The organism is Bacillus sp. JJ1566 (genome assembly GCF_036962685.1).
GTDB lineage: Bacteria > Bacillota > Bacilli > Bacillales > Bacillaceae_L > Ferdinandcohnia.
Genome location: NZ_JBALOP010000058.1, coordinates 38075 through 64404 on the forward strand (window position 1 = coordinate 38075; position 26330 = coordinate 64404).

Below are 26330 nucleotides of genomic sequence, written 5' to 3' on the forward strand. Positions count from 1 at the left end.
CTTATTTAAAATAATTATAAAAAGGACTTTTAAAATTTGGGAGATATGATATAATTAATAATAATTACAAAATAGAAATGATTAAAACGAAGTGCTGCTATCAAAACGATTGCAGTTTTCTTGTTTAAACGGCTTATTGATTGTGATTCCCTTTCTCAATTAGCAAAAACACGTTGATTTTAATTCTCAATTAGATGGTAGAAAATGATTATTTTTCTCAATTAGAAAATGGAGGCGACTGAAATGAGTACAGAAGTAAAGACCGCTCCTAGGCAACATATTTATAAACCTGAACAAGAACCTTCTCCATTCCTCGAAAAAGTGAAGCTTCATGGGGAATTGATTGCAGCTTTAACAAGCGGTGTGTTAATTGCGATTGCATGGATAATAGGTCATTTTGAACATAATACGGCTTCAATCATCATGTATCTACTTGCATTTGTCATTGGTGGTTATGCAAAGGCAAAGGAAGGGATTACAGATACAATCGCTGAAAAAGAATTGAATGTAGAAATGCTGATGATCTTCGCCGCCATTGGTTCGGCCATCATTGGTTACTGGAATGAGGGGGCGATTTTAATCTTCATCTTCGCTTTAAGTGGTGCCCTTGAAACCTATACGATGAACAAGAGCCATAAGGAAATCTCTTCTCTCATGGGGCTACAGCCTGAAGAAGCAACCCTTATTCAAAACGGAATCGAAAGAGTTGTACATGTTTCATCTCTTCAAATCGGGGATACTATTTTAGTTAAGCCAGGCGAGCGCATTCCGGCAGACGGAAAGCTTTTAAAAGGCGACACAAACGTGGACCAGGCAGCTATAACCGGTGAATCAATTCCGGTACAGAAATCCAGTGGGGATGAGGTTTTTGCAGGAACGGTTAACCTCCGTGGTTCGATTACCGTTGAAGTGACAAAGCCAAATGAAGATTCGTTATTCCAAAAAATTATTAAACTTGTTCAATCTGCACAAAGTGAAAAATCACCTTCACAGCAATTCATCGAAAAGTTTGAAGGAAAATATGTGAAGTTCGTGTTAATTGCCGTTGGTTTCATGATGTTTCTACCTCACTTCCTTTTAGGATGGACATGGACAGAAACCTTCTACAGAGCAATGGTCTTACTAGTTGTTGCATCCCCATGTGCGCTTGTTGCTTCGATTATGCCTGCCACTTTATCGGCAATTTCAAATGGGGCAAGACGCGGAATTCTTTTTAAAGGTGGCGTACACCTAGAGCAACTTGGGAACCTAAAAGCGATTGCGCTTGATAAAACGGGAACATTAACAAAAGGTAAGCCTGTTGTAACGGACGTAATTGTAGCCGATACAATCGAGCAAAATGAATTTTTACAAATCGTTGCTTCGATTGAAAATCAATCCACACATCCATTAGCTGGTGCGATTGTGTCTCACGCCAAATCGAATGAACAGGAGCTCCTTTTAATCGACGGAATCGAGGATATGCCTGGGTTTGGAGTAAAAGCAACAGTTGGTGAAGTTGATTGGCTAATCGGTAAATCCGATCTTGTCGGGAAAGATGCAGCAGTTGCTTTTGAAAATGGGATTGCGAAACAATTGGCCGCTGAAGGTAAAACGATTGTTTATGTAAAATCAGGTGACGACATTGCTGGGATTCTTGCGCTTAAGGATGTTGTCCGGGAAGATACGGTTTCGGCTATTTCAGCCTTAAAAGATCTTGGAATCTACACAGTTATGCTAACCGGTGATGGTGAAAAAACAGCCGAAGCAATTGCTGCTGAAAGCCATGTTGACCAACATATTGCTGAATGTTTACCAGAAACAAAGGTTAGCCATATTAAAGAACTGATTTCAAAATATGATACAGTTGCGATGGTCGGAGATGGAATCAATGATGCTCCTGCTTTAGCAACGGCCAATGTCGGGATTGCGATGGGGCAGGGTACAGACGTGGCACTTGAAACTGCAGATGTCGTTCTTATGAAAAATGACCTGCCGCGAATTGCTGAAGCAGTTAGGCTTTCAAAACGCATGAATCGGATTATCAAACAAAATATTATTTTTTCAATCGGCGTCATATTGCTGTTAATTGTGTCTAATTTCTTTCAAATCATTGATCTCCCATTTGGTGTCATTGGCCACGAAGGAAGCACCATTCTAGTCATCTTAAACGGCCTTCGATTGTTGAAGTCATAAAGGTAAGGACTTGACCAGATGAGGTCAAGTCCTTTTTATGTCGGGGACCAGTGGAACCGTCCCTCTAGTTCCTAATGGTAGCCGTTGCTGCCGTTAGCTGAACTGCTTGTTTTTTGTTTTGGATTTTTATTTTTTCCCTTTTGCTTTGTGTTTCCATTTTTTTTAGCCATAATAAAGGTTGCCTCCTTGTATTGTACTTACAACCCCTATTATCTCTCGCTACCCTCTTTTCCATGAAGGTAACTTTCGGAAAAACTCACCGACCGTCCCTAATCCGATGGCAGTTTAAGATCGCGTTGATTTCTCCGCCGATGATGATGATCATCGCAGATAAATAAAACCAAATCATGAGTACTATGATGGCTCCGAGGCTTCCATATGTCGTGGAAAAATGCCCGAAGCTATTCACATAATATGAAAACGCGAGGGACACAAACATCCAGCCAAAGGTGGCAAAAAAGGCTCCTGAAATGATTTCTTTAATCTTTAGCCGGCGGTTCGGCGCGACCCAATACAAAAAAGTAAACACGATAAACAGGATCGTCGCACTCACAATCCAACGAATTCCATTCCAAATATCTAAAAATTCGTCAGACAGACCAAACGAAGAAAAAATAAAAACCCCAATTTGCTTACCAAAGACCGGCAATAACAAAGCAATAATAATGACAAAAATCATCCCAAACGTTAATAAAATCGAAATCCCTCGTGTAAAAAAGAAGTTCCGAGTTTCTTTCACATCATAGGCTTTATTAAATGCACGAACGACCGCATTAATACCATTCGAGGATGACCACAGAGTACCGATGATACCAATGGATAACAGCCCGCCTTTTTGCGAACCGACAATAAAATTCAAATTTTCTTCAATCATATCAACAGTACCCACGGGTGCGTACTGCCTCACAAACGACAACACATCGATTTGGGAGATTGGCAAATATCCAATCAGTGTCACTAGAAAGATTAAAAATGGAAATAACGAAAGCAAGAAAAAATAGGCAAGCTCTGCTGAAAGACTACCTACTTCATCCTCCTTATATCGCAAAAATAATTCCTTAATAAACCGCAAATCTAAAGTTCGAATTTGGGTCATCTTTTCACCTCTCTATATTATCGTCCCTCATACCTTCCGAATTATTAGAGATTGCGTCCTTTGTTTCCTTCACTGCTTCAACAATTGCTGGAGTCGTTTCTACAATTTCATTCACCTTTGAGGTCACGATGCGAACGTCCTCTGCTACCTGTTCTACGGTTGTACGAACCGCGTTAAATCGTTCCTTCACAAGCTCTGTATAACCCTGCGGATTTTTCATCACATCTGCTGCTTTTCTACTAACTCTTTTACTAGTATGTAAAAACTGCTCTCTTGTTTCCTTATCGAATAAAGAAATCGCCGCTCCTAGGACAGCCCCAATGACCATGCCTTCCACCATTTTATTGCGCTTTGCCAATTTGGATTACTCCTTTCCAACAAAATTTTCTTTTTTTATGATAGCTAAAAGACGCTTACACCCATCGCTCACAAGCTCATACACTTCATCAAAATTCCCCGTGTAATATGGGTCAGGCACATCTGTAACCTTACTGCCATCGACGAAATCAAGAAGCCTTTTGATCTGGCCCGTTTTTGCTGTACCAGTCATTTTTTTGTAGATTGCCTAAATTGTCAGAGTCCATCGCGATAATATAGTCAAATTGCTCAAGGTCTGCTGGAATAACCTTGCGCGCCTTAATACCTTCAAAGGACACATTATATTTAGTTAAAATGGTTTGCGTGCCTTGATGTGGCGGATGTCCGATGTGCCAATCACCAGTGCCTGCAGAGTCCACTTGAATTTCATCTGCAAGCCCTTCTTTTTTTACCATATCTCGAAAAATGGCCTCCGCCATCGGTGATCTGCAAATGTTCCCTAAACATACAAATAATACTTTTATCATTATGTAAATACTCCTTCATGTCATATTTTTCCGTATGGTACCATATTAAATAATAGCAGAAACGTGATACAATAAGAATACACTGAAAATTGAAAGGATGAAAACATGGATCTCTCACAAAAGTCGGTCGAAAATGTAGAGTTTATGATCGAGAAAATCAAAGAAAAGCTTAAAGTCCTAAACTTTGGTGCAATTAAGCCTTCCCATTTTGATGAAGAAATGTACGAGGAATTAAAAGACATCTACGACCTCACCATGAGAAAAAGCACATTCAGCCCGAATGAAATGCAAGCACTCGTCGAAGAGCTCGGAAGCTTACGCAAAAATAAATAATACATAATTTGTATGGCGGCCATGGTGGCCGCTTTTTTGTATGTGAGGGTTTTGCGGAGATGCAAATATTTCCGGTATGACGCATATATTCCCGGGACGACGCAAATTTCCGCTGGACGACGCATATACCCCTGCGACGACGCATATTTCCACGCAACGACGCATATTTCCGCTGGACGACACAAATACTCCCGCAGTGACGCATATATTCCACGCAACGACGCAAATACTCCCGCAATGACGCATATATTCCCCGCACTGATGCAAATACTCCCCCAATAACTCATATCCCCGGCGCGATGACACAAATATCCCGGAAAAGACACAAGTCCTCCATGAAGATGCCATAACCAATTTCTAAATAATCAGTCAATAACCTCCTCGTCTTGCATATACGTATAGAAAGGGGCGTCTTTGGGTCAGGGGGACAGGTCCATTGTCCCAGACTTCATCGTTTCTATCTTTCCGCAGCCCCAATCTAAAGGGGGGAATACATGTGTTAGGACTATGGCTAACGCTTATTGGAATAGCTGTGTTGTATTTTATCTCCGCTGGATTCTGGTTTTACTTTGTTGCATCATCGATGGATCACGATGACACCACAAGAATTGACCCGCTTCCGAAAGACCAAGATTTATAAAAAAGCCACACCCGATGCGGGTATGGCTCTTACCGTGTAGGCGAACTGTCTACACTTTTTTATTTTCTTTTTAAATGATAGACCACTGATTCATACGGTCGTAAGCTGATGCCTTTTGAAATATCGGTTTGCGAATCTCCATAGTTGGAAATAAGTAAATCCGTTGTGTAGTTTTCCATCTCAATATTTCCAGGAACCGCGAATGTTGCTTCTTTCCCGTAAAAATTATTTACCACAAGAAGCTTCTCATTTTCCCCGTTTCTTACATATGCAAAGATTTGCGGGTCTTCCTCATCTAATAGCTCGTAATCACCATAAGTGATAATATCGTATTCCTTGCGAAGCTTAATCAATTTTTGATAATGATAGAAGACTGAATTGTTGTCCTCTAATGCATTTTCAACGTTAATAGATTTGTAATTGGCAGCAACATTGATCCACGGTGTACCGCTTGTGAATCCTGCATGGTCAGATGCATCCCATTGTACGGGTGTACGTGAATTATCACGCGATTTATGTTTCAAAATCTCGATGATTTGATCGTTGCTCAATCCCTGTTCTTTTTTAATATTGTAAACGTTAAGCGATTCAACATCCCGATATTCAGAGATATCCTCGAATTTCGGATTGGTCATGCCGATTTCTTCACCTTGATAAATATATGGCGTTCCTTGCATCATATGAATCGTTGTCGCAAGCATTTTCGCTGATTCGGTTAAATACTTATCATCATCGCCATATCTCGATACAATACGCGGTTGGTCATGGTTGCACCAAAATAGCGCATTCCAGCCCCCACCCTTATGCATTTCCACCTGCCAGGTTGAGAGGATTCTTTTTAACTCTTGGAAGTCAAAATCGGCAACTGTCCACTTATCCCCATTCGGATAATCCACTTTTAAATGATGGAAATTAAAGGTCATACTTAGCTCTTCACGGTCGGGATTCGAATAATTAATACAATCGTCAATTGTTGTTGAAGACATTTCCCCAACCGTCATACTGTCGTATTTTGAAAAAACATTCTGATTCATCTCATGCATGAATTCATGGACCCGAGGACCGTCTGTATAAAACTTGCGGCCGTCACCAGGAGCCACAGACCCATCATCATCAGGGAAGCCCTGGTCTTTTGAAATTAAATTAATTACATCCAGCCGGAAGCCATCTACTCCTTTTTCAAACCAAAAAGTCATCATGTCATAGACTTTTTTCCGAACCTCTTCGTTTTCCCAGTTCAGGTCAGCTTGTGTTACATCAAAAAGATGTAGGTAGTATTGACCCGTTTTTTCGTCAAACTCCCAGGCATTTCCGCCAAACTTAGATTCCCAATTGTTTGGCTCATGGCCATCTTTTGGGTCCTTCCATATATAAAAGTCTCGATATGGGTTATCTTTTGACTCACTAGATTGCTTAAACCATTCGTTTTCAGTTGACGTATGGTTGACAACGATGTCCATAATAAGTTTGATTCCGCGAGAATGAGCTTCTTCAAGCAAGCGGTCAAAATCCTCCATCGTGCCATACTCTTCTTGAATCGCAAAATAATCACTAATATCGTACCCGTTATCTCGCTGCGGGGATTTGTAAATTGGCGTTAACCAAATAACATCAATACCTAATGCTTTCAAGTAGTCGAGTTTTTCGATGATCCCTTGTAGGTCACCAACACCATTTCCAGTTGTGTCATTAAAACTCTTTGGATAAATTTGATAAACGACAGACTTCTTCCACCAAGGCTGTTTCAACTGCTACACCACCGTATAAGTAATCATGTTTGTAGTATTTCATAAATAAAATAAACTTATTTGTTTTTAGTTTAACTTGTATATACAAGTTAGTCAAATTTAAAAATGGTGAGTGCAGGCACCTTGATTGGAAGACCTGTAATTGATCTATTAGCCATAAACTTTTTTTATTAGCCGTATTTTTTTGTTATTGGCCGTAAATTTTGATTAACAGACATATTTTTATAATATTGGCTAGAGATCATCTATTTAGAAGCTTTCCGGTGAATCTTTTCTAACCATTCCCTCAACACAACCGCCTGGTTATGCGCTTCGTCCTTTGCCCCAAAAAGAAGAGTCACTTTCTTTTCTCCGATCATGCGCAACAATTCCTCAATTGCAGTTTTTTTCTCTTCATCATTATGTAATTCCTTTATGTAGTGCTGTTTAAATTCTTCAAATCTTTCAGGTTTATGGTTGAATTCCTTGCGGAGCTCGGTGCTCGGGGCGATTTCTTTCATCCACAAATCGAGTTGGGCTTTGTCCTTTGAAATGCCTCGTGGCCAAATGCCGTCCACTAATATTCGTTTTCCATCTTCCACACTAGCTGGTTCATAAATTCGTTTTAGCACCAGATTTTCCAACATGATTTTCGTTCCTTTCTAAAAGAAAAGGGCAAAACGCAATGGTTTGGCCCTTTCACATTATTTAAACTTGTTGTGCAATTTCATTTGATAGTCTTTGAAAACCGCTGAGTGAGAGGTTTTTCGATTTTTTAGGATTTGATTTAGGCGAAACTGTTTTTCGTTTAGCTTTTTCTGATAGATGACTCTCTGTTCCTCATTTTCACAGTTATCAAGCAGGTTCTCAATGGTGAGCAGCTCTTTTTTGATCTCAGTTTCTTCATTAATGAATCCTGAATTTTTCATGACACGATATGCCATGCGAATATCCGCCGGAATCGCGGAATCATCATCAAGCTTTAGCGGCTTGCCGTATCCTGGTAGGTTGTCAAATTCTCCATCCTTGTAGGCCTTGCGAATTTTGTCCTCTGATACAATATTTGAAAAATCCATCGTTACATCCTCCTTTTTTGGAGTGTATCTTCTATTACTATTTTACGTGTATTTTGAACAAATTGCCATTCTCCCCTTATATTTCTCCTATGTTTCATTTTTTACAATATGACAACAACCCCCAAAAATCGACATTTCGTCATGAATTCCTATAACGTGAAGTGGGTTAAAATGACTACTCATAAAATTTTATAAAGAGTGGCTAAAAATGTTTTGGAGAAGCATTTTGGGCTATTAGAAATATAACCCCAAACTTTTTGAAGGATGGAGATAATATGTTTTCAAACACGGAAATAGGAATTGATTTAGGAACTGCAAATATTCTGGTATACACTAAAAATAAAGGCATCATCATTAATGAACCATCCGTTGTAGCGATTGACACCGCAAATAACAATGTCGTCGCTGTTGGGACAGATGCAAAAAGAATGATTGGAAAAACGCCTGAAAAAATCGTGACAATTCGCCCTTTACGAAAAGGTGTGATTGCAGACTTCAACGTTACAGCGGATATGCTTCGCCATATTATGAAGAAGGTAAGCCAAAAAATTGGCTACTCGATTCGTAAGCCAAATGTGGTCGTTTGTACGCCTTCTGGTTCAACTTCGGTTGAGAGACGTGCCATCCAGGATGCCATTAGACAATGTGGTGCTAAACAGGTTTACTTAATCGAAGAACCTGTTGCAGCTGCAGTTGGATCTGACCTACCTGTCGATGAGCCGGTCGCAAACGTAATCGTTGATATCGGCGGAGGCAATACGGAGGTTGCGATTATTTCCTTTGGAGGGGTTGTGACATGCAACTCTGTTCGAATTGGTGGTGACCAGTTCGACGAGGATATCATTCAATATGTACGTAAAAAATACAATGTCTTGATCGGGGAACATACCGCTGAACAGGTTAAATTTGAAATCGGATATGCACTTATTGATCATGAAGTAAAAACAATGGAAATCCGAGGGCGTGATCTTGTTACAGGTCTACCTAAAACCATTTCATTACGTTCAACCGAGGTTCAAGAAACATTAAAAGAATCGTTACTTCATATTTTAGAAGCAATCCGAGCCACATTAGAAGATTGCCCACCTGAATTAAGTGGTGATATTGTGGACCGCGGGATTATTCTAACAGGCGGCAGTGCCTTATTAAATGGAATGCAGGATTGGCTCAGTCAGGAAATCTTTGTTCCTGTACATTTAGCTCCAAATCCACTTGAATCTGTCGCAATCGGAACCGGTCGTTCCCTAAGCATCATCACCAAGCTTCATAAAATTGCAAAATAATAAGTTAGTCCCATAAGTCATCTTATGGGGCCTTTTTTAAATATGCGATTAATGCCTCCAGCAACGTATCGATTTCTTCTTGAATTCGTGCATGCTTTGGAATTTCGGGAATGTCAAAGCTATCCAGTAATTGCCGTTGTTCAATTGATTGAGCCATTGTCTCAAAAATGTATAAAAATTGAGCAATCTCTCCTTTTGTTAATGATTGATTCCTAGCTCCCGCTTCAAGAAAATAGCCCAGCTGTTCCATTGAAAAAACAACCGGTGATAAGAGACTCAATGAAGCAATATTATTCGGAATTTCTCCGAGTGCTGCTCCGTAAACGGTGCGTAAGTTATTTAAGTTGGTTCTCATTTTACTTTTCAGATGTCTGTCATCTATTTTCTCACTGTTATTCGTAAAGATTTTATAAAATAGCTGTGATTGGCTGCGAATGGTTTTAGACATCAAATGTGGAATCCGGCTTGAAGCTGATTGACGCCCCACAAGCAGCACGCCTAAAATTCCGATGATACATCCGATGATGACATCGGTGATTCGAGCCGTTGCAAAATACGGCAGATTGTTCAGCCTTGTTGTGTTTTCCGCGATTAATATTGCATTTGGCGTAATGAACGTAACGGCAAGTGCATAGTTCCGTACCATCAAAGATTCAGTAAAAAAGTTAAACATGGCAATCAAAAGAGCAACAACGATGGGTGCAGGGCTGAGTGAAAGAATAATCCCGGCAACTAATATGCCGACCAGTGTGCCGATTGACCTTTGAATTGAACGATGAAATGTACTTATAATAGTGGAGCCGAGCATAACGGAACCACAAGTAACCGGAATCCAATAGGAACGCTCAAATTCAAATGAAAAAGCAATCATTGCTGAGATTCCGAGCACAACTGCATAGCGTAATGCAGTTAAAAAGACGATCGAGTTTTTATCAAATGCATCTAATAATTGCTTTGCAAGCGAATGTTTCATGATATGAATTTCTTGGTCGACAACTGGTACTTGTGTCACTTTAGTTGCTTCCACGACTTTTTCAAACAAATGTCGTTCTGGTCCTTCTAGTTCTACCTCTGGAATCTCGATTCCATTGCTTTGATTTTTTTTGCAGAGTGATTGAGTAATTTGGTTTAATAAATCCATAATTTCAGGTGCGATTTCTGTTTTTCCACGTGACTCAAGTTCCAAAATATCGCCCCAAATCGAATGGGATATATCTTTCAATACATATAATCGTTTAAAAAAGGCAGAGCCTCGCCATGAAACATAACCAAATGAAAACGTAGTTTCAACTTCTCTCAACGTAAATAAGGTGCTTTCTTTTATTTCATCAAATCTTGAAGTACCAATCGCTCCCGCTAATTTCGATAGCTCCAGATATATTTGATGAATTGCTTTTTTCTCTGGCTCGTATGGGTCTGAAAACCAGCCAACCATCGCGACAATCCACGAAACAATTCCACCTAAAAAAACAAATGAGGCACGTAAAAAAGCAGCATCCGGATCAAGTTCCATGGCAGATGTCATCGCAAAAATAATCACAAAAAAAATGGACGCTGGCCCTCGAATGTTCAAAGCGCCGAAAATGAACGTACCAAGCCCACCGATTAATCCTAGAATAAGCGCAAATATATAAGGAGAAGCGGCAGTTAGCGTACCGAGTCCCATCACTGAAGCCAATCCAAGCATCACGATAAATACCTTTTTTGCACGATGTTTATAAGGTTCATTGAACACGTACAAATAGGAAAAGCCTCCAATTCCCGCCAATAACCCGTATTGAAAATTCCCAAGTATTAGGCCAACCATAACAGGAACCGACGAACTAATTGCCGCTCCAACCGCCCTTCGCATTGGAAACGGCGTCTTTTTAATCTTAAACGCATCCTTAATAATCGACCCCGGCATCCAAACTCCTTCTTTCTTGGAACCAAGGGGACGGTTCTACTGGTCCCAAATAGCAAAAGGAACCACAGGAACCGTCCCTACGGTTACTCTTGGTTCCCTTTAGCTTTAGCCGAGCGATTACCAATTATGTAAATAGGAAAAGGCCAAATCAGGAAACGATTTGGCCTTTAATTTCATTATGCTGTATGTTGTAATGCTTCTTTTTTCGCTGCGATTTTTTTGTTTTTAAAATAGCCAATTCCTAATATAAGAATGGTTAAAACAGCTGCGATTAGGTATGTTACTGGTCCATGTTCAATATGAAGGAAGTTTGTTAACCCTTTATCCTTCAACACCATTTCTCCTGCAGTCCAAGCAAGAATACCTGCACCGACATATGCAATCCACGCATATTTGTTCATTGCTTTCACAATGAATTTAGAACCAAAGATCATAATCGGAATACTTATTAGAACTCCAAGCGCAATCATGCCAATGTGTCCGTCTGCAGCACCTGCAACGGCAACAACATTATCAAGACTCATTACCGCATCCGCCATAATAATTGTACCAATCGCTGACATAATACCAGATGATGACTTCACATGTGCTTCTCCTTCTTCTTCAACTAATACCTTGTAGGCGATGAAAAGAAGTAATACTCCACCAATTACATTAACGTATGGAATCTTTAATAAGTAAACAATGATAGCTGCAAATAAAATACGTAAAATCACAGCTCCACCAGTTCCCCAAAAGATTGCTTTGTTTTGCTGATGTTTCGGAAGATTTCTAGTTGCCATTGCAATTACAACAGCATTGTCACCAGATAAAATAATATCAATTGCAATGATTTTTAATAACGCAATTGTAGCTCCTGAAGAGATAGCTAGTCCAAGAATTGATAGCATATCCATAGGGTAATTCCCCCTTGTTTAATATCGTAAAATAGTTATATGACAATTACATAATCTAGCATACTCCTATTTTTTGTCACATTCAATATTTTTGCAAAGAATCTTGCTTACAAAATTACCACTAATATCCATTATATTCACTTTTAAAAACTCATATATTATTGTAGTATATCTTCCTTGACATAACACCTTTTGGTTTCATATAATAAAAAATATGAAACTAAATGGTGTTATTTAAATTTTAAAAGGAGAATGATTATGACTACCGTACCTGATATAAAACAAACTGTATTAATCGAAGCACCGATTCAAAAAGTATGGGAGCTTGTGTCGACTGGTGAGGCGATCGGAACGTGGTTTATGCCGAATGATTTAGTCGCAGAGGAAGGACATGAATTTCATATTCAATCTCCATTTGGACCCTCTCCATGTAAGGTTCTAAAGGTTGAGCCACCACATCGACTTACTTTTTCTTGGGATACAGAAGGCTGGTTTGTAGAGTTTTTATTAAAAGAAATTGATGGCAATACAGAGTTTACCCTCATTCATGGTGGCTGGAAGGATTCTGAAGAAACGATTGAAAAAGCAAAACGGTCAACTGCAGAGATTCGCGAAACGATGAATGGCGGTTGGGCAGGCATTGTACAAAAGCTACGTCAGGTGGCGACAAACAAGTGAGTGAGTCTGCTCAAAAATATGATGTGTTCCAAGCAATTGCTGATCCCACACGTAGAGAGGTACTGCGCCTACTCTCGAAAAAGGAATTACCAATTTCGGAAATAACGAGTCATTTTTCAATGAGCCGGACGGCTGTGGTGAAGCATCTTCACATCCTGTCAGAGGCGAATTTAGTGAGCGGTAAAAAAGTCGGAAGAGAAAAACGCTATCGCCTCCAGCCCGAAACTTTTTCGGAGCTGCATGAATGGCTTGCGTATTTCGACCAGTTCTGGAGCAACAAGCTATCGGTATTAAAGCATATCGCCGAGAATGGTTCGGACGGCGGTTTGCTGAAAGTGTTGGGGTCGGCGGATTCGGATGGGGAGTAAGACCTTGCTTTGCTGTTCAACGTTATGAAAGGCAAAACGTTGATGAAATCCTTGCGAAATGCTCTTCATCAACGCTATGAAGAGGAAAACGATCATGAAACTCTTTGCGAAATCCTCTTCACAGGCGCTATGAAAAGGAAAACAATCATGAAACTCTTGCGAAATCCTCTTCATCGACGCTATGAAAGAAAAAACGAGGTAGTAACTCCTTCAAAACGGTCTTCATCCCCTTGATGATGACCGTTACAGTCTAAACCTAACTCGCATTGGGTCTTCATCACCCCAATGAAGACCGTTACAATCTAAACCGAACGGGCTTTGGGTCTTCATCACCCCGATGAAGACCGTTACAATCTAAACCGAACCCACTTTGGGTCCTCATCCCCTTGATGAAGACCGTTACAATCTAGACCGAACTCCCTTTGGGTCTTGATCCCCTTGATGATGACCGTTACAATCTAAACCGAACCCACTTTGGGTCTTCATCACCTTGATGATGACCGTTACAATCTAGACCGAACTCCCTTTGGGTCATCATCCCCTTGATGACGACCGTTACAATCTAAACCGAACCCACTTCGGTCCTTCATCACCCCTATGACATCTTCAACCAACCATACCGCCAATGCAAAAAGGTCTTCATCCCAGATGAAGACCTTCTTCTATAATCGGCAACAAAATTTCTACGGTTGTTCCTTGGTGTTCTACACTGTCGATTGTCATTTGGCCGCCGTGTTCTTGGATGATGGTTTGGCAAATCATGAGGCCGAGTCCGGTTCCTTTTTCCTTTGTGGTAAAGAATGCCTTGCCAATCCTCTGTAGCTTGTCTGCCGGGATTCCAGCGCCATTGTCTGCAATTCGAATCACCGCGTTGCCTCCCTTTGGATAGAGCGAGATATCGATGAGTCCCCCATCTTCCATTGCTTCGATGCTATTTTTCAAAATATTAATAAAGACTTGCTTCAGCTTGTTTTCCTCACAATGGATGAACACGCCTTTACGATCATCATGATAGGCTGTCTTAATTTGGATATTATGAAGAATCGCCTGAGTGTCTAACAAAAAAACAACCTCATTTAGCACATTTGTGATATTTTGCTTTCGCAATTGAAGCTTCTTTGGCTTTGCGAGCAACAGCATCTCATCGACAATCGTATTAATGCGATCAATTTCAGACACCATAATTTCGGTATAGGCGTTCTTTTTTTCATCCTGTAAAAGCTGTACAAAACCTTTTATGCTTGTAAGTGGATTCCGAATTTCATGGGCGATACCCGCTGCCATCTCTCCCACCATTGAAAGCTTATCTGTATGTTGAATGAGCTCCTGGCCCTTTTTCAACTCCGTTATATCACGAACGACAACATAGTGGCAGCTTTCTCCTTGATACGTAATTGGCATTATTTTTATCTCTACATCTATCTCTCCCAATGTAGAATGGTCGATTTTCCCTTCGGTAATCCTTTTAAATTTGTGTCCTTTTTCAATTTTCCTCGTTGTGTTTTCAAAATTGTATTGAATAAAGTCAGTCAGCGGATGCCTAATAACCGATTTCTCATCTTCAATGCCAATTAGATATTTCCCAGTATCATTGATATAAATGATTTCCTCTTTGCGCATAAGCAGAATGGCATATGGGGCATTTTCCACGAGAAAGCGGAACTCTCGATTTTTTTGTGATTCATAAATGGATAATAATGAAGCAATGAGTGCCATCAGTAAAAGATAAGGCTCCAATCGATTCATAAGTCCGACAAAAAAGATTTGTCCTAAAATCAAAATTAGACAACATAGAAAAACTGCAAAATTAAGCGCTTTCCATCTTCTATTTCCCATTTCCACCCAACCTTTTCCCTATTCTCCCGTAAAAAGAAAAAGACCTAACCTCAAAAAGAAGTTAGGCCATGACGAAGGCTTATCCCAAAAGACATCCTCGCATTTACCATGTTTAGAAGATGTTCAAAAAGTCCGGTAAAAATGACACATCGAATTTCTTCGTTGGCTTGCTTTTCCGTTCTCACGTATTAACTGCATACGTTCCGCTATTCAAAGCTGCGCCACCTCGAACTACTCGGTCCTTTTTATCCTGTTTTTTGAACTTTACTATTATTTTAAAATAAAACAAATTAAGCTATTATCATTTTTAAAGTTCCAGTCAACAAAGATATCGATAATCTCTCGCTGAAATAATTGATCAAATTTTCCATAGCGATGCAGATAGCTTTTTTCAAGATCGTCCTTTGTAAAATGGAGTTCCTTCTGAAAGCCTGATTCGATTAATGCCTTTTCAATCGGAACCAATATTCCTTCACGCTTCACGATAAACATCCTAGGGGAAATTTGAAAACTGAAGGTTTCCTCCGGTGTCTTTTCGACAAGAAGGCTGATCCGCGCGACTTCGGATTCAAGAAGTGAAAAATTGACTTCCTCATTTTTTTCCATTGGCAATAACGTATCTTCCAACTCTGCAATAATGACACCTGTGTTATTCGGAAAGTTCCAATCATGAAAAAAGTTCCTTACCTCTGTTTCAAGGGTCACCTGGAATACACCCTTTAATTCGGGTAATATGCTTTTTATCACAACATCCCTTGCATGATCCACCTGAACATGCTGATTCTCCTGTAAAAGAACCTCTTCCATCGGAGATACAAAACCACGGATATGTAGGACTAAAAAGCGATCAGCTGTAACCGCAAAACAGTTCTCAGGTCCTCGACCAAATTTATTTCGAAGGAGTTTACTCGTGTAACTGCTTATGTATTTTAATTTTTCCGATAAATCCATGTGCTTCCCACCTTTTGGGAATTCACCACAATAACCAATGACCTCATATTCATCAGCCTTTATTATTGTAGCATCGTTCCCCTTTCATTTCCATATTTACCATTTAGTTTGTCGACTTTGGTGGGATTTATGAAAAAAGTTCACTTACAATAAAAGATTTTATAGCTTTCATCTTGTTCGTAATTCCAAATCATAAAAATATCATTAATTTCATTGTTGATGATTTTGTTAAATCGATATCTATTTGCTTCGTATCTTTTTCGAATGTTATTTTCTCTTTCCTCAAGGATATGCATTCCTTTTTCAATAAGGATTCGTTCAATTGGGAGTATGTAGCCAGCACATCTTATGATATATATCGTTTCACCAATCTTTGTGAAATCAAGTTCATGAGGTTGATACTGATAAAATTCGCTTTGCTTGCTGATTTCGTTTCGAAGCAGCATAAATTCAAGCGAATTTTCCATTTCAGCCTTCTGCTCTGTTTTTACTATTCCAAGCAAAACCCCAGAGTTTTTATGAAAATTCCAGTCCTGGTAAAGCTGAATGAGAGGTTTATCATATATTTCTTCCAACGTTTCCTGTATTGGGTCAAAAAGGTCTTTCATTATTTTTTTTCGAATCTTACAAGCCGTCGCAAAATCCTCTTTCTTCACAAGTTCATGTTCAATTTTTGTCATAAACTTTTTGATATGAACAACTATATATTGATCTGAAATCGACGTATAACAAGTTTCCGGCCCTTTTCCGAACTTATTTTTTATTAGTTTACTAACATAGCTGCTAATCTGAGTTAATTCTTCCTGTTTTGTAATGTTGCTCCTCGACATGCGATCCATTATCCTCCTAAAACACAATAAAAAATGGCCTAACCTCTACACAAATAGAAGTTAGGCCATGGTTAGACTTATTCGTATTCTACCATTTACCAATCTTTAGAAATTGTATTTTTCAATTATAATAGTCAAATTTATCCATAAAATAGGTGATTAATGACAGCTAGACATTAATCATGCTCATTATATCACGAAGCAATCTCGATAACAAACAATTAAGCAGCAGTCCCCAAAAATTTTGTCGAAATCACGGAAACTCCGATTTTTCTGCAGATCGTAACGTAATGCATCAACGCAAGTAAGACAGCACCCATGTTCATGCCGATAATGATTCCTTCCATTTGAAGGGTTTGGAGAGAACCTAGGGTGAACATAATCGCAAAGGACACAACGGTTGACCACACATTGTGAATGAATGCATCCTTCACTAATCCAAGCCCAATTAAGTAAGCCTGCATTGGAATTAAAAAGAAGTGGAATAAAAAATATGGCCACAGCATTTGTAAATAAACAGTTGCCGCTGATGATTCAAAGAATATATGGGTGAGCGGTTCTGCGAAATAGTAAAAAATGATACAGGCTGGGATTCCGTATAGGAAGGTCATTCTCATTACCTGTTGGAGCAATGATTGTAGCATCGACATATCCCGCTTTGCATAAGCTTCAGACACCGTTGGAATCAATACAATAAGCAATGAATGTGCAATGAACGCTGGGAAAAAACCAATCGTTAAGGCGACCCCTGTCATCAATCCAAAATGCTCGGTTGCCACTGCTGTTGTCATACCCGCTTTCAGTAAAGCTGCCTTAATTAGAAATGGCTGAACCGCGTGTGAAATGGCATGAAATATCCGCATCCCGGTTGTCGGCAAGGAAACAGCAAGTAGGTTTTGCCGTACCGCTTTCCCACTTAATGATGATCCGGGTCTTTGCCCCAATCTACGGTAATGGAGTAGATATTCATAGCCTAAATAGCCAAACACGATTAAATCACTTGCGACTAGCGTACAAAGCGCAATTAAAATCGATGTATGAATTTCAAAATCGAGCAATTGATAAATGAACGCTAACAAAATTAATTGTACGGCTTTACGCAAGAAGTTCGCGAAGGCTATGCGCCCCATCGCTTGAATCCCCATAAAATAACCCCTGGCAATCGATAAAAATGAAACAATCGGGATAAATAGGATGACTAACCATTTCACAAAGGGATGGTACTCATCAAACAAGGGTATGACAGGTAAAATCACAAATGCTAAGGAAATAATGATCGCGGTAAAAACTGTGGTTAAAACGGTCGCATGCTTTAACATACTCAGGTGGTACCTGTCCTCTTTTTCGGCAACAAATTTTGAGATGGACACGGGTAGCTCCAGACTTGCCAAAATGACAACTAAAAAAATCGATGGCAAGATTGTCATATATAATCCCATTCCATGCCCACCAAGTTCTTTTGCCAGAACGAGATTAATAAAAAATTCAACACATTCTCCAATAAATGCTGCGATAATCAGTAACAATGCCCCTTTAAAAAATGTCTTCATCACAAGAGCCCCTTAATCTTTTTTTCAATACTATATGAATATGAGACAAGTCCGCAGATTATTTTACGAAAAGAAAATTTTTACTGTACTTCTAGTAAAGTCCCCTTTCCAACCCCTTGTTTTCTCGTTTATAATCGGTGTAGAGTGATTAACTTTATTCATACTGAATAAAGTTAAAGCCTCCGGCGGATGCCACGATTTTTTAAAGGAATCTTTTCGGGCAAGCCGAAAAAAATCGGGCGCAAATACGCCTTGGCGTATTTGATTTATTTTGTGTTAACTAATCTTATGAAAAAGGTGTAAATAGATGAGTATATTAACAGTTTCGAATGTGAGTCACGGGTTTGGTGATCGTGCGATTTTTAATGATGTTTCGTTCCGTCTTTTGAAGGGCGAGCATATTGGGTTAATTGGTGCAAATGGTGAGGGTAAATCAACCTTCATGAATATCATCACTGGGAAGCTTGAGCCTGATGCAGGTAAGATTGAATGGTCAAAGAATGTCCGTGTTGGGTATCTTGATCAGCATACTGTGCTTGAAAAAGGTATGACCATCCGTGATGTGTTAAACACTGCCTTCAAATATCTATTTGATATGGAAGCGGAAATGAATGAGCTTTACGGAAAAATGGGTGACGCCACTCCTGAGGAGCTTGAAAAAATGCTTGAGGATGTTGGGATTATCCAGGATACTCTTACAAACAATGACTTCTACGTTATTGATGCTAAGGTCGATGAGATTGCCCGTGGATTGGGCCTTGAGGATATCGGTCTTGAACGTGATGTTCAGGATTTAAGTGGCGGACAGCGTACGAAGGTGCTACTTGCGAAGCTTTTGCTTGAAAAGCCGGATATTCTTTTACTAGACGAGCCGACGAACTATTTAGATGAACAACACATCATCTGGTTAAAACGCTATCTGCAAGAATATGAAAATGCGTTTATCCTGATTTCGCATGATATTCCATTTTTAAATAGTGTCATCAACCTCATTTATCATATGGAAAACCAGGAGCTTAATCGCTATGTTGGGGATTATGACAACTTCCAGAAGGTATATGAAGTGAAAAAGCAACAGCTAGAGTCTGCTTATAAAAAGCAGCAACAGGAAATTTCTGAGCTTAAGGACTTCGTTGCTCGTAACAAGGCGCGTGTATCTACACGAAACATGGCCATGTCTCGTCAGAAGAAGCTTGATAAAATGGAAGTGATTGAGCTAGCAAAGGAAAAGCCAAAGCCTGAATTCAATTTTAGAATCGGAAAAACCTCTAGTAAGCTTATTTTTGAAACAAAGGATCTTGTCATTGGATATGATGAGCCACTTTCAAAACCGCTAAGCATCCGCATGGAAAGAGGCCAAAAGATTGCCTTAGTTGGAGCGAACGGAATCGGGAAAACAACGCTTCTTCGGAGCATTCTTGGCATGAACAAGCCTCTTTCAGGTACAGTTGAGCGTGGCGAAAATCAAGAAATCGGCTATTTTGAACAAGAGATTAAAGAAGCAAACTACAATACATGTATTGAAGAAATTTGGAGTGAATTCCCTTCCTTCAACCAATATGAGGTTCGGGCTGCACTTGCAAAATGCGGTCTAACAACAAAGCATATTGAAAGTAAGGTTGAAGTGTTAAGCGGTGGGGAAAAAGCGAAGGTTCGTCTTTGTAAATTAATCAATAAAGACACTAATATCCTTCTTCTTGACGAGCCGACAAATCACCTTGATGTCGATGCAAAGGATGAGTTAAAGCGTGCTCTGAAGGAATATAAAGGAAGCATCCTCATTATCTGCCACGAGCCGGAATTTTATCAAGATGTCGTGACAGATGTGTGGAATGTTGAGTCTTGGACAACTAAAGTATTCTAATTAAAAAAGCGCAAGCGCCTTGAAGTTGAACGTCTACTAAAATCTGCCACGTCCTGTGGCAAACGTAGACGTCAGCACATCCTCGAAAATGCTTAGCATTTTCTTCGTGCGATGAATGGCTCCCGAAGCTTTTCTTGTCCTGTGCAAGTCCGACCAGCATAAGAAAAGCCGGGGGAAGGATGCCTTTTATCCTTCATGACGGATTGGCTTATGACCTCGAGCTGCTCAAAGCAAAGCTTTTCGCAAGATACTCCTAGAAGATTATTCAGGATGAAAACTGGCTAGGCTGCTTGCGCTAGACAGCAAACAAACGCAAAACCCAATTCAGGTGTTTTGCGTTTTTTCATATAATTCTTCATCAACTTGGTCAAGCAGAAAATTGGTATGATTCGTTCCGAAAAGATGCAGACGGTGCAACGGTCGAGTCATCGATACATACAGCAGCTTGATGTCGATTTCATTATTAATAAATTTTTCCTCATTCGAATAAACGATTACCGCGTCAAACTCTAAGCCCTTTGACAAATGTGAGCTTACAATCACAACTTCTTCCTTATTAATCTCTTCGTTTTCTTTCAAAAGCTGAACGGGTAGCTCGCTGAATTTTTTAAAGGATTTCGCTAGCTTCAGACACTCTTTATTTGTCTTTCCGATGATTGCTACTGTTTTCATCTTTTCATCGTAAAGTTTCTGGATGACCGTTGTTAGGGAATTCACGGTTTCTTTCTCCGCCTCGCTAATTTGATGAAAAGTCGGCTTCTCCCCATGGCGAACAACAGGCTCAACCATTGGTAAATCTAGCTTCAGTAGCTCTAGCAATTGATTTGCTGTGTTCATAATTTCGATTGTCGTCCGATAGCTTTTTTGTAAGGTTTTATAGGTCGCTCTAGGAAAGATTTTTTCTAGGACAGGCTTCCAATTGTTAATTCCCCGATAGGAATGAATTCCTTGTGCCAAGTCGCCCACAATCGTAAACATATCCGTTTCAAGTGCTGTTTTTAGGGAGGCCAACTGAAAATAGCTATAATCCTGCGCCTCATCGATAACGACATTGCGGGCCTTTAATTCCTTCTTCACCCCGTACAGCCTTGCCTTCAAATAAAGGAGCCCCGCTAAATCCTCAAGCTCATATTGCTTTGATTTTTGGAGTTGTTTTTGATAGTCCATAAAAAATTGGATCTGCTCGTCGGTCAAGATTCCGGAAGCATAAGTAGGAAAAAGCTCTGACGCAAACCTTTGAAAATAGTAGAACACATCATGGTGTGGCAGCTTTTTTATATAACCATTAACAGCCGTGCGAGATTGCTTGGTGATTTCTTCAATCAGCTCTGCCTTTTTATCAAGGGCTTTCGTCACATAGCTGCGACGTTTTTCCGGGTCAATCTTTGTTTTAAACAAGACGTTATCAAGCTTATCATCATAAAACTTTGTAATCTTATGAAGCATATTCTTCTTTTGCAAACGAACTGTATTTTGAAGCACCTTTTTCACCTTATCAATCCGCTTATAATAAGGAAGATAGCGATATTCATAGGTCATTAAATGCTGAATATCCCTCGCTTTGTACAGCCGAAATTTCGAGACAAAGAAGTCCTCCTGTGGCAGCAATGAACTTAAAATATCCTCCACATAATGCTCCAGCATATCCCTGTACTCAAGTGAACCTTTAAATGCTGAAATCCACTTGATCATGTCAGGGCTTTTGAATTCATCATGGATAAAGCCTAGCAACTTCACTTCCGGTTTTGTGATCTTAATCGGTTTTCCGAGGCACTTCTTCACAAAATCAACATAGGTCGTCTGCAGAATGCTATCAACTCCCAGCTCTGGGAGCACTTCTGAAATATAATCAATGAAAAGTCGGTTTGGAGCAAGAATCATTAGTTGGTCAGGTGAAAAATATTCGGCATAGGTGTAGATAAAATACGAGATTCGATGCAGAGCAATCGTCGTCTTCCCGCTCCCCGCTGCTCCTTGAACGATAATTGGCTTGTTCAAATCAGCACGAATAATGCTGTTTTGCTCCTCCTGAATCGTTGAAACAATATCGGTCAGGCGATTGCTTGCACTTTCGGATAACGATTTTTGAAGTAGCTCATCGGTTGTTGTTAAATCGACATCACGAATTTCCTCAAGCTCCCCCTCAACAATGATGAACTGACGCTTTAAGGATAAATATCCGTTATATTCCTCTCCCTCAGCCTCATACGACACTTCTCCAAGACGGCCATCATAATAGAGATTTGCAACTGGAGAGCGCCAGTCAACAATAATTGGCTGCTGCGTTTCCTTGTCAAAAAGAGATACCTTTCCAAAGTAGAGAATCTCCTCTTTCCCGGTTTCTTCCCGTTGAAAATTAATCCGAGCAAAATAAGGCTTGTTTCGGTTTCGCTTTAGGCTTCGGACCTCTTCATTGGTCCTTCTGAGCAGGGTTGAATTTGTTAACATATTTAAATAGCTCAAGCTACTATCCTTGAAGTCAACACCTTCAAGAGCACCCTTCAAATTTTCACGAAAGTTTGCCTCGGTTGATTCTGAGGCCTGAATGACAATATCCATATATTTTTTCGTAAAATCTAACCGTTCTGCTTCAACTTCAAAGTCCTGATGCTTCTCCTCCGTCATCCAACCACCTCCAGTCTTTGCTCCATTAGATTAAACTATCAAATCATTATTATGTTCCATAAATTCAACCTCGACCCACTTTCTTATACTATTGATAAACCATACTTTTTTGCTTCTTTTTAAGTCTGCAATCGTTAGGACTTTTTCATGGATTTTCCCCTGTTTTAATAGGTTCGCACGGAAGGTGCCTGCCAAAAGACCACTTGTTACAGGAGGTGTCCAAAAATGCCCATCTATTTCAACCACAACATTCCCATTTGTAAACTCAGTTATTTCTTCAGCCTCATTCCAAAGAAGGACATCAAATGCCTCTGGAGGTTTTGTGAATTGAAATTCCTGGTAAATCCCTCGATTTGTTGTTTTATGGTACAGGAATGGGTTGTTGTTGTCTATAAATTTATCAGCAAGTACCATTTTCAAAGGAGCTTTTAGTTGTTCAGCTGGACCACCTTCAACAATAATGTCTCCTGTTTTTGCTAAGAGGAGTCTTACTTTAAAAAGACCTTCTGGATGTTGATGCGCAAATTTAGTTAATGAAGCTTCAATTTCTATACGAACAAACGGAAAACCGAAGTATTGAGATGTTTGTTTGAGACGATGCATATGCTCTTCTACTAAGAAATGGAGGCCTTCTTCCAATAATAAACTTTCTAGTATATGAAACTCTGGACGACTTTCTTCCAGCACCTTAGCTTTTGCTAGGATTTCATTATACTCTCCTTCAGATGTGGAATCCCAAGTAATACCTCCTCCCACTCCATATGTGGCTCTCCCTGTTGTATGTTCAATCCACACGGTTCGAATGGGGACATTGAACACTGCTTCTTTTTCAGGAGTAATAAAACCGATTGCCCCACAATAGACTTCTCTCGGTGATGTCTCAAATTCTGTAATGAACTTCATCGTACTTATTTTAGGCGCACCTGTAATTGAACCGCACGGAAATAACCCTTTAAAAACTTCAAGAAGCGTCCAATCTTTTGGTACCTTTGCCTCAATCGTTGAAGTCATTTGATGAACGGTTGGATATCGTTCAATCTCAAATAGCTTTGGTACATGGACCGAACCAGGTTCAGATATGGTGTTCAGGTCATTACGCAGCAAGTCTACGATCATTAAATTTTCTGCACGGTTTTTTTCAGAGTGGTACAACCATTTTGCATTTGCTTCATCTTCCTCGAATGATTTGCCTCTTTTTACGGTACCCTTCATCGGCCGAGTCCTTATTTCTTCTCCTTCTATGTGGAAGAACAATTCTGGTGATGCTGACAATATGCTATGGTCCCCTGTATTGATATAGGAACAGTAATTAGAGGCTTGCGATCGTTTTAATTTTTCAAAAAAAGCGATATCATTACCCTTAAACTCGGATGTAAGTCGAATCGTATAGTTTGTCTGGTAAGTATCACCAGATTCAATCGCATGTTTAATTGAACGAATTGCTTCTTGATAGTCGTTCATCCTGACATTAGGTTCCCATTTAGTCAACGTATATGTTTCATTACTATTGAGTGGTTGGTGATAGCTTTCAGAAAATATTCCAAACCAAAGCAAAGGCATGGTGCCCCCAGTTTTAACTGTAAATGATGAATCAAAAGCAGGCGCACTTTCATAGGATAGAAATCCTGCAGCGAAATAACCGTCCGAAACGGCTTGTTGTACAAGCTCTAAACAGGGAAGTACTTCTTCAATTGTTTTAGCCATGATTACCTTAAGTGGATTTTTAAAAGTGTGAGGGATTTTCCCCTTGGAAGTAGCAAATTCAAAAGATAAAAGAGGCTCATTCATTGTCATGTTTGTTTTATTCCATCCTTTTACTTATTAAGTTAAATACATTATATACAACTTAATAAGGAGTTAATAGACAGGCATTTTGAATTTATGACAGAAAATTACGCCGTACGAAAGGCTAAACTATATGGTTTTAAGCGCTTATGAAGTTTTGATTCATACATAGGGGGATTCTGGATTAGTAACTAGCGTGTTTTCTTCCGTCATCTAACCATTTTAACCATGGAAAGACGATCTTACTTGATTTGGCCAAAATTCTACTTACTATGAAAAACCTGCTCTTCACAATTATTTTAAGCGCTTACCCTATTCTCTAAAAGAAAAATGATGTATAATTAAGGTAGTTCACAATTTATACACAAATAGATTTCATACAAATAGATTCGGAATTTACATAAAGGGGGAGCCAATTATGATTCGCACAGGAGTTGCTGCATTTTTAAGTGTCTTTTTATTGCTCTTCGAAGGCTTTATCGTGATCAAATTAAAAGGTTATACTGGCATTTATTTTGGAGATATACATCTGTTAGTAAGCGTGCTTGCAATGAATTTCTTTTTTGCTTTTTCCATTTTAACACAAATCAAGATGTGGTTTGAAAACAAAGGCGTCGAGGAATCAGAGGCAAGGATGAAATAATTGATTCTTTAAAAACAGGACTAGGTGGTCCTGTTTTTTTCATAAAAAATAAGCCAACTCCTTTGAGTCGGCTTATTGGATAATCGGCAAAGTGATTTCTACCATTGTTCCACTTTCCTGTTTACTTTCGATGTCAATTTTTCCGTGATGGTCCTCAATGATTTTTCTACATACCATTAAGCCTAGTCCCGTACCATAGTCCTTTGTTGTAAAAAATGGCTGAAATAGCTTTTCCTGTACTTCCAAAGGAATTCCATAGCCTTCATCGCACACCCGAATGGATACGTTATCGTCTCCAGCCTGGCTACCTTCAATCTTTAGCTTCCCGCCTTCAGGCATGGACTCAAACCCATTTTTGATGAGATTTAAGAAAACCTGCTTCATTTGTTTTTCATCACACTCAATGAGCGGAAAAGACGCATCCATTTTAAGTTCTACCTCAACATTTTTCCCTTGTTCAGATTGCTCAATGATCGAAATGACATATTCTAAAAGTTCCTTTAGATTGCAATTTGCCACATTGATTTGCCTTGGTTTCCCGATAACAAGTAAATCATTCAGAATGGAATCAATTCGATCGATTTCCTGCTCCATGATCGAATACTGAAAATCATCCTCTTTATGCTTTTCCCGTTGAAGCTGGGTGAACCCTTTTAATGATGCCAACGGATTGCGAATCTCATGTCCAATCGTTGTCGCCATCTGCCCCACAAACGCAAGCTTCTCCTTATTCCGTAGCTCCTCATGCGTTTCCGTTAACGCCTTGGTGTACGAGTTGAAACGGGTTAGGAGGATGTAGCTAATGAGTGAGAAAATTAACACTAACATGATTGGAATAAGTACCATAGTGGAATGAATGAAGACCCCAACTAAAATATAACGCAAAAATGCACCGATAGAAGCCACCCAAAAAAAGCGTTTGTTAATAAATAATGGCGAAAATAAAATTAGGATTATTTCTGCAGCATTTCCACTAGCATACACTGATGAATTGTTATAAAAAACAATACAATCATAAATTAATGCAAGAGAAAAGTAGGTAATTACATATATATATTTAATCGTGGTATGTTTTCCTCTTTTAAAAAGATAAAAAGAGAGAATTAACAATCCGAAATATAATAAATAATTTAAATAACCTAGGTTATTACTAAATCCAGCGGTTACCTCGCGGGTTTTATATAGAAAATGATAAACCATATCAAATAAAATCAATGTTATAT

Annotated in this window: 22 protein-coding genes and 1 pseudogene; 8 read left to right on the forward strand and 15 right to left on the reverse strand. The window is 39.4% G+C overall.

Features of this window, described 5'->3' with window-relative positions:
* The first annotated feature begins 243 nt into the window (after window positions 1-243).
* Window positions 244-2175 carry a heavy metal translocating P-type ATPase gene (locus V7112_RS20585; protein WP_335423303.1) on the forward strand — a complete coding sequence of 644 codons (1932 nt, stop codon included), beginning with the start codon at window positions 244-246 and terminating at the stop codon, window positions 2173-2175.
* Window positions 2176-2431: 256 nt separating this feature from the next.
* Here V7112_RS20585 and V7112_RS20590 read toward each other — a convergent pair whose 3' ends face one another.
* From V7112_RS20590 to V7112_RS20600, 3 genes and pseudogenes are all read right to left on the reverse strand, one after another.
* Window positions 2432-3271 (reverse strand): YihY/virulence factor BrkB family protein, encoded by an 840-nt coding sequence (locus tag V7112_RS20590; RefSeq protein ID WP_335423305.1) that lies wholly within the window; start codon window positions 3269-3271, stop codon window positions 2432-2434.
* 4 nt (window positions 3272-3275) lie between these two features.
* The gene (locus V7112_RS20595; protein ID WP_335423307.1) at window positions 3276-3629 is read right to left on the reverse strand and encodes a YtxH domain-containing protein; all 354 of its coding nucleotides are present in this window, start codon (window positions 3627-3629) and stop codon (window positions 3276-3278) included.
* Between the two features lie 6 nt (window positions 3630-3635).
* Window positions 3636-4116: pseudogene (locus V7112_RS20600) on the reverse strand (low molecular weight protein-tyrosine-phosphatase).
* A gap of 105 nt (window positions 4117-4221) precedes the next feature.
* Here V7112_RS20600 and V7112_RS20605 point away from each other — a divergent pair.
* Complete coding sequence (locus V7112_RS20605) at window positions 4222-4449, forward strand: DUF1128 domain-containing protein (RefSeq protein WP_335423309.1); 228 nt, start codon at window positions 4222-4224, stop codon at window positions 4447-4449.
* Window positions 4450-4945: 496 nt separating this feature from the next.
* Window positions 4946-5089, forward strand: coding sequence for a hypothetical protein (locus V7112_RS20610; protein ID WP_335423311.1), 144 nt, complete (start codon window positions 4946-4948; stop codon window positions 5087-5089).
* A gap of 59 nt (window positions 5090-5148) precedes the next feature.
* Here the strand turns inward: V7112_RS20610 and treC are convergent, their stop codons facing one another.
* The 3 genes from treC to V7112_RS20625 form a co-directional block, all read right to left on the reverse strand.
* Window positions 5149-6837: an alpha,alpha-phosphotrehalase gene (gene treC / locus V7112_RS20615; protein ID WP_335423313.1), complete on the reverse strand. Its 1689-nt coding sequence runs from the start codon at window positions 6835-6837 to the stop codon at window positions 5149-5151.
* A gap of 245 nt (window positions 6838-7082) precedes the next feature.
* On the reverse strand, window positions 7083-7463 hold the full coding sequence (locus tag V7112_RS20620; RefSeq protein WP_335423315.1) for a DUF488 domain-containing protein: 381 nt from the start codon (window positions 7461-7463) through the stop codon (window positions 7083-7085).
* Between the two features lie 57 nt (window positions 7464-7520).
* The gene (locus V7112_RS20625; RefSeq protein ID WP_335423317.1) at window positions 7521-7892 is read right to left on the reverse strand and encodes a DnaJ family domain-containing protein; all 372 of its coding nucleotides are present in this window, start codon (window positions 7890-7892) and stop codon (window positions 7521-7523) included.
* A 275-nt stretch (window positions 7893-8167) separates the two neighbouring features.
* On the opposite strand from V7112_RS20625, the gene mreBH reads away from it, so the two are divergent.
* Entirely contained in the window at window positions 8168-9175 is a 1008-nt protein-coding gene (gene mreBH, locus V7112_RS20630; RefSeq protein WP_335423320.1) for a rod-share determining protein MreBH, read from the forward strand.
* Between the two features lie 22 nt (window positions 9176-9197).
* On the opposite strand, the gene V7112_RS20635 is transcribed toward mreBH, so the two are convergent.
* Both V7112_RS20635 and V7112_RS20640 read right to left on the reverse strand, forming a co-directional pair.
* Window positions 9198-11081 (reverse strand): FUSC family protein, encoded by a 1884-nt coding sequence (locus V7112_RS20635; protein WP_335423322.1) that lies wholly within the window; start codon window positions 11079-11081, stop codon window positions 9198-9200.
* 176 nt (window positions 11082-11257) lie between these two features.
* Window positions 11258-11977, reverse strand: a complete 720-nt coding sequence (locus V7112_RS20640) for a TerC family protein (RefSeq protein ID WP_335423323.1) — start codon at window positions 11975-11977, stop codon at window positions 11258-11260.
* A 258-nt stretch (window positions 11978-12235) separates the two neighbouring features.
* Here V7112_RS20640 and V7112_RS20645 point away from each other — a divergent pair, with 258 nt between their 5' ends.
* Both V7112_RS20645 and V7112_RS20650 read left to right on the forward strand, forming a co-directional pair.
* On the forward strand, window positions 12236-12655 hold the full coding sequence (locus tag V7112_RS20645) for an SRPBCC family protein (RefSeq protein WP_335423325.1): 420 nt from the start codon (window positions 12236-12238) through the stop codon (window positions 12653-12655).
* The gene (locus V7112_RS20650; protein ID WP_335423326.1) at window positions 12652-13023 is read left to right on the forward strand and encodes an ArsR/SmtB family transcription factor; all 372 of its coding nucleotides are present in this window, start codon (window positions 12652-12654) and stop codon (window positions 13021-13023) included. The genes V7112_RS20645 and V7112_RS20650 overlap by 4 nt, the downstream gene beginning before the upstream one ends.
* A 639-nt stretch (window positions 13024-13662) precedes the next feature.
* Here V7112_RS20650 and V7112_RS20655 read toward each other — a convergent pair.
* The 4 genes from V7112_RS20655 to V7112_RS20670 all read right to left on the reverse strand — a co-directional run bounded on the left by V7112_RS20655 (window position 13663) and on the right by V7112_RS20670 (window position 18190).
* Complete coding sequence (locus V7112_RS20655; protein WP_335423327.1) at window positions 13663-14859, reverse strand: ATP-binding protein; 1197 nt, start codon at window positions 14857-14859, stop codon at window positions 13663-13665.
* A 270-nt stretch (window positions 14860-15129) separates the two neighbouring features.
* Window positions 15130-15810: a Na-translocating system protein MpsC family protein gene (locus V7112_RS20660; RefSeq protein ID WP_335423328.1), complete on the reverse strand. Its 681-nt coding sequence runs from the start codon at window positions 15808-15810 to the stop codon at window positions 15130-15132.
* Between the two features lie 140 nt (window positions 15811-15950).
* Entirely contained in the window at window positions 15951-16640 is a 690-nt protein-coding gene (locus V7112_RS20665; protein WP_335423329.1) for a Na-translocating system protein MpsC family protein, read from the reverse strand.
* Between the two features lie 221 nt (window positions 16641-16861).
* Complete coding sequence (locus tag V7112_RS20670; RefSeq protein ID WP_335423330.1) at window positions 16862-18190, reverse strand: polysaccharide biosynthesis protein; 1329 nt, start codon at window positions 18188-18190, stop codon at window positions 16862-16864.
* A gap of 307 nt (window positions 18191-18497) precedes the next feature.
* On the opposite strand from V7112_RS20670, the gene V7112_RS20675 reads away from it, so the two are divergent.
* Window positions 18498-20054 carry an ABC-F family ATP-binding cassette domain-containing protein gene (locus tag V7112_RS20675; protein WP_335423332.1) on the forward strand — a complete coding sequence of 519 codons (1557 nt, stop codon included), beginning with the start codon at window positions 18498-18500 and terminating at the stop codon, window positions 20052-20054.
* A 324-nt stretch (window positions 20055-20378) separates the two neighbouring features.
* On the opposite strand, the gene helD is transcribed toward V7112_RS20675, so the two are convergent.
* Together helD and pabB are read right to left on the reverse strand one after the other, a co-directional pair.
* On the reverse strand, window positions 20379-22679 hold the full coding sequence (gene helD, locus V7112_RS20680; protein ID WP_335423334.1) for an RNA polymerase recycling motor HelD: 2301 nt from the start codon (window positions 22677-22679) through the stop codon (window positions 20379-20381).
* 30 nt (window positions 22680-22709) lie between these two features.
* Window positions 22710-24473 (reverse strand): aminodeoxychorismate synthase component I, encoded by a 1764-nt coding sequence (gene pabB, locus V7112_RS20685; protein ID WP_335423336.1) that lies wholly within the window; start codon window positions 24471-24473, stop codon window positions 22710-22712.
* Window positions 24474-24882: 409 nt separating this feature from the next.
* Here pabB and V7112_RS20690 point away from each other — a divergent pair, with 409 nt between their 5' ends.
* Window positions 24883-25107: a hypothetical protein gene (locus tag V7112_RS20690; protein ID WP_335423338.1), complete on the forward strand. Its 225-nt coding sequence runs from the start codon at window positions 24883-24885 to the stop codon at window positions 25105-25107.
* Between the two features lie 72 nt (window positions 25108-25179).
* Here the strand turns inward: V7112_RS20690 and V7112_RS20695 are convergent.
* Window positions 25180-26330 (reverse strand): ATP-binding protein (locus V7112_RS20695; RefSeq protein ID WP_335423339.1); only part of this gene is annotated, 1151 nt, incomplete at its 5' end.

Coding starts and splice junctions, on each gene's coding strand:
- V7112_RS20585 (WP_335423303.1), top strand. CDS start 244: ATGAGTACAGAAGTAAAGACCGCTCCTAGGCAACATATTTATAAACCT.
- V7112_RS20590 (WP_335423305.1), bottom strand. CDS start 3,271: ATGACCCAAATTCGAACTTTAGATTTGCGGTTTATTAAGGAATTATTT.
- V7112_RS20605 (WP_335423309.1), top strand. CDS start 4,222: ATGGATCTCTCACAAAAGTCGGTCGAAAATGTAGAGTTTATGATCGAG.
- V7112_RS20620 (WP_335423315.1), bottom strand. CDS start 7,463: ATGTTGGAAAATCTGGTGCTAAAACGAATTTATGAACCAGCTAGTGTG.
- V7112_RS20625 (WP_335423317.1), bottom strand. CDS start 7,892: ATGGATTTTTCAAATATTGTATCAGAGGACAAAATTCGCAAGGCCTAC.
- mreBH (WP_335423320.1), top strand. CDS start 8,168: ATGTTTTCAAACACGGAAATAGGAATTGATTTAGGAACTGCAAATATT.
- V7112_RS20635 (WP_335423322.1), bottom strand. CDS start 11,081: ATGCCGGGGTCGATTATTAAGGATGCGTTTAAGATTAAAAAGACGCCG.
- V7112_RS20640 (WP_335423323.1), bottom strand. CDS start 11,977: ATGGATATGCTATCAATTCTTGGACTAGCTATCTCTTCAGGAGCTACA.
- V7112_RS20645 (WP_335423325.1), top strand. CDS start 12,236: ATGACTACCGTACCTGATATAAAACAAACTGTATTAATCGAAGCACCG.
- V7112_RS20655 (WP_335423327.1), bottom strand. CDS start 14,859: ATGGGAAATAGAAGATGGAAAGCGCTTAATTTTGCAGTTTTTCTATGT.
- V7112_RS20660 (WP_335423328.1), bottom strand. CDS start 15,810: ATGGATTTATCGGAAAAATTAAAATACATAAGCAGTTACACGAGTAAA.
- V7112_RS20665 (WP_335423329.1), bottom strand. CDS start 16,640: ATGTCGAGGAGCAACATTACAAAACAGGAAGAATTAACTCAGATTAGC.
- V7112_RS20670 (WP_335423330.1), bottom strand. CDS start 18,190: ATGAAGACATTTTTTAAAGGGGCATTGTTACTGATTATCGCAGCATTT.
- V7112_RS20675 (WP_335423332.1), top strand. CDS start 18,498: ATGAGTATATTAACAGTTTCGAATGTGAGTCACGGGTTTGGTGATCGT.
- helD (WP_335423334.1), bottom strand. CDS start 22,679: ATGACGGAGGAGAAGCATCAGGACTTTGAAGTTGAAGCAGAACGGTTA.
- pabB (WP_335423336.1), bottom strand. CDS start 24,473: ATGACAATGAATGAGCCTCTTTTATCTTTTGAATTTGCTACTTCCAAG.
- V7112_RS20690 (WP_335423338.1), top strand. CDS start 24,883: ATGATTCGCACAGGAGTTGCTGCATTTTTAAGTGTCTTTTTATTGCTC.